Consider the following 3,697-nt stretch of genomic DNA (forward strand, 5'->3'; position numbering starts at 1 on the left):
AGGCGCGCGCGTCTTGCGCGGGCTCTCTTGTTTCCGGGCAGGCGGAAATGGTGCGCCGAGAACGGCGACATCTGGACCCCCCACGATCTGCCCACGATGTAAGACACACGTGTGGCAGGAAACTGACAAATAGCCAGCTGATTCTGTGGCCTGACGACCCGTAAAAGCCATAATCCGATATCCGGTGTGGGCTTTATCACTTTAGGCTCTGAATACTTCGGGCTAAAGCTGTTAAAAGGTGCTAAAACGGAATGGGTTTGCCCAGTTCGGAGGGGTGACCTTGTCGGCGTGATGGTTCATGCTCAGCTCGCGCAACCCGCACGCGAAAGGCTGCTGGGGAGCGGACCTTTCACGCTTCGAGCCCAGTGTCGAAGCTGTTTTCTGAGTGCCGAGGGCATTGTTGAGGTGTGCCCGAGGGGGGAGAAGTAGAGCCATGTCTGTCAGCGAATCCGTGGATGAAAGTCCGCCAACACCCGTGACAGAAAGCGGAGTTGAAGTCGCGCCTCCGACCCGATGCTGGTATCGGCGCCGCCGGGTCCAGGGTGGCGTGGCCGCCCTCCTGGCCGTCGCTGTTGCCGTACCTGTGGGCGTGCACCTGACCACCGGCGCGGACAAACCGGAGGCCACCTCCGCGGCGAAGAAGCCCTCTGGGCCGGTTGCCGCGCCCGAGGCGCGCCAGCTGGCCAAGGAGAGCGGCAAGGAGGTCGAGGTCACGGCCGAGGCCACCGCGCACACCAGCACCTGGGCGCAGCCAGGTGGGACGTTCAAGCTGCGGGTCTCGAGTGCGGCGACCCGGGCCAAGGTGGGCAACGAGTGGAAGCCCATCGACACCACCCTTCAGCGGGTGGAGGGCGGCTTCGCTCCCAAGGCTGTCAACGGGCGTGTCGTGTTCAGCGCCGGCAGCAAAGCATCGTCCGGTGATCCGGCACGTGCCTCGCGCGGCATCTCACGTGTGCCGCTGGTGACGCCTGCTGTTGTAAAGGCTGACGCTCCGGCTCCGGCCTGGACTGATCTGGTGCGGCTGACGCTCGACGGCCATGACCTGACCATTGCCTGGCCCGGGCCCCTGCCCGAACCCGTCGTCTCGGGTCCGCGGGCCCTGTACGAGAACGTGCGGCCGGGTATCGACCTGGTGATGACGGCTCAGGACGGCGGATACACCCACGTCCTGGTCGTGAAGGACAAGCAGGCCGCGGCCGATCCGTTGCTGGGCCAGCTGAACTACCGGCTGGCCTCTCCGGACCTGAGCTTCCACCTGGACGAGGAATCCCGCGCGGTGAGCGCGCAGGACGGCCAGGGTGCGGAGATAGCCGGTTCGCCGACTCCGTTCATGTGGGACTCGGCGGGCAAGGTGGCCGTCACCGAGGGCGAACCGCAGGCGAAGCCTGCGCCGGAGGCCAAGGACCACCCCACGCTCGCCCTGTCCGGCCTCAATGGTGCCGAGGGCAATCACGCGAAGGCTGCTGGCGCCGCGCTGTCGGCGGAGAACGTGCTGACGGTGACGCCGAACGCGCAGTTGCTGAACGACGCGGACACCGTCTACCCCGTCTTCATCGACCCCTCCTTCAAGGGCCACAAGCAGAACTGGACGACCTTCTACAAGCCCGAGGGCGGCTCCAGCTTCTGGAACGGCCAGAACTACAACAGCGGCAGCGGCACCCCCGAGGCCCGTGTCGGGTACGAGTCCACCACCGGTGGCACGTCGCGGGCGGCGTTCATCTTCGACTTCGGCAGCCAGCTCTACGGCTCCCAGATCCGCTCGGCGAACCTGCGTCTGCTGCAGACGTACTCCTGGGGCTGCACGGCGAGGGCCTTCGACGTCTACCACACCCCGCTGATCAACAGCTCCAGCACCTGGAACAACACGGACAACGGCACGTTCTGGGGCAAGCGGATCGCCGGAGCATCCACCGGATACGGCTACAACAGTTCCTGCCCCGACGCCTGGGTCGGCATCGACATCAAGTCCACTGTCGAGGAAGGCGCCCGCGGCGCCTGGCAGAACCTCACCCTGGGTCTACGCTCCCCGAACGAGAGTGATGCGAACTTCTGGAAGAAGTTCCAGGCGAACGGTGAGAGCGCCCCTTACGTCGAGGTCGAGTACAACAAGGCCCCCGATGAGCCCACCGTGGCCGGCATGGACACCGTCCCCGGCGGCCTGTGCGTTACGGACGCGCCGTTCACCAAGGTCGGCAAGTCGGACGTCATGTTCGAGGTCCAGGGCCGGGATGGTGACGGCAACCTGCGTGCCGTTCAGATGAGGATCTGGCGCGTGCGCGACGGCAAGGTGCTCTTCGACCAGGAGGTCACCCCCGACAGTTACGGCGTCGCCCGCACCACCCTGAAGTGGGAGCTGTTCACCCCGAGCGACACCTACTCCTGGGCGGCGGTCACCATCGACCACGACGGCGCACGCTCACCCGAAGGGCCGGCTGGTACCGACAAGCCGTGTTCGTTCACCGTGGACCACACCCAGCCGACCCAGCCGACCATCCGCTCGGACGACTTTCCCGCTCCCGGCCCCGACGGCGCGGAGTGGAGCAGGAACACGCTGGGGCCTGGCAAGATCACTGTCATCGCGGGTGGCACCAACGCGGCTGACATCCGTGAGTTCCAGTGGTCGCTGAACCACCCGGTCTATGACCAGAAGGCCGTGCCCGCCGCCGGGCAGGACACGGTCACCGTCGACGTGAACCCCGACAATGCCGGACCGAACCTGTTCTACGTCCGGATCGTCAACAAGGCCGGGAACATCTCCGATCCGTTCATCTACACCTTCTACGTCCGCCCCCGCCCCGGCCTCGACGGTGCGGGTGATGTCACCGGTGACGGCAAGGCCGACCTCCTGGCCATCGACGCCGCCGGCGACCTGCGTGTCTATCCCGCCGACGCCAGCGGCGACGTGGATGCCTGGATGCCCGCCGCCACTGACAACGGCAAACCCACACCCCCCGGCTACTGGAAGGACCCCAGCGGCAAGTCCGCGCTGATCGCGCACTCCACCGACTGGTACCCCGGCGACGGCATCACCGACCTCATCGCCCGCATGCCCGATGGCAAGCTCTACGTCTACCAAGGCGACGGCAACGGCCGCTTCGACATCAGCCGCCGCACCGAAATCCTCCTCCCCACCGGCGCACCCGACCCCGCCACACTCACCCAGATCGTCGTTGTCCCCGACATGAACGGCGACCACGCGGAGGACATCTTCGCCACCGCCGGTGACACCTTCTGGACCCTCACCGGATACAGCGGCGCCAGCGTCACCGAAGCCCGCCAGCTCTCCGCCACCAGCTGGACCAAACGCGACATCATCGATGTCCGCGACGTCACCGGCGACGGAGTCCCCGACCTCCTCTTCCGCGACGACGCCGACCCCAACCGTGGCCTCGCCCTGCGCCGCGGCAAGCCCGGCACCAACGGCGGCGCCGATATCAACTCACTCGCCCTCGCTGTCAACTCCGCCGACGGCAAGGACCTCACCTACGGCACCACCGGATGGGACAGTGCCACCTGGCCCCTCCTGCGCGGAACCCCAGACGTCAACAACGACGGGATCCCTGACCTCTACCTCACCCGCAACGACGGCACCCTCCACCTCTACTACGGAGGCCGCACCACCATCGCCAACGGCTGGCGCGTCGAAGAAGACGACTGGAACACCGCCCACACTCTCGGATAACCCGTACGACACAGG

1 protein-coding gene is annotated in these 3,697 nt (G+C 66.4%); it reads left to right on the top strand.

Annotated features, from left to right (window positions below):
* The first annotated feature begins 547 nt into the window (after positions 1–547).
* On the top strand, positions 548–3,682 hold the full coding sequence (locus ACFV0Q_RS39615; RefSeq protein WP_385012713.1) for a DNRLRE domain-containing protein: 3,135 nt from the start codon (positions 548–550) through the stop codon (positions 3,680–3,682).
* The last annotated feature ends 15 nt before the right edge of the window (positions 3,683–3,697 follow it).

This window comes from Streptomyces sp. NPDC059564 (assembly GCF_042735575.1).
In the GTDB taxonomy this organism is placed as follows: Bacteria; Actinomycetota; Actinomycetes; order Streptomycetales; family Streptomycetaceae; genus Streptomyces.